This is a genomic window from Methylobacterium sp. J-078 (assembly GCF_022829285.1).
In the GTDB taxonomy this organism is placed as follows: domain Bacteria; phylum Pseudomonadota; class Alphaproteobacteria; order Rhizobiales; family Beijerinckiaceae; genus Methylobacterium.
Map to the genome: position 1 here is coordinate 1 of NZ_JAKSYI010000010.1, position 475 is coordinate 475.

The 475-nt window shown below is 69.3% G+C and carries 1 pseudogene; it reads left to right on the forward strand.

The window, feature by feature from the left end:
- Positions 1–475 (forward strand): annotated as a pseudogene (locus tag MKK58_RS00190) (hypothetical protein); the annotation flags it as partial.

Sequence of the window (475 nt, forward strand, 5' to 3'; positions counted from 1 at the left end):
TCGCTCCCGCCCTCGGCCTCGGCCGCGAGATCGCCATCAAGGTACAGAGCACCGCGGCGATGGCACAGTTCGCGTCCTTCACGATCGGGTCCGGATTGGCCGGCCTCGATGCCGGCGTCGCGAACGCCGTTCTGGGCGCAATGCTCGGGAAGCCGTTGACGCTGTCGGTGGTCGACTACAACGCACTTGCGAGCACCCGCGTCGATGCTAACCGTGTGCTCGACGCGCTGGCACCCATGCTGGGGCTCGAAGTTGGGAACTACTCTGAGATCGCCGTCGCCACCGCCACCGTGGGCCAGTTGACCGCGGCGCTTCAGATCGCCTCTAACGCCGTAACCGATGGCGGCAGGGCGGCGTCGGCCCTCGGGCAGGTCGTGTCAGCTACGCGTGGCGGCGGCACGGCATTTCAGGTCGGCAGCGTCCTCGCTCTCGGGGATGCCGCAGCGCTCGGTCCCGCCCTCGGCGCCAGCGGCAC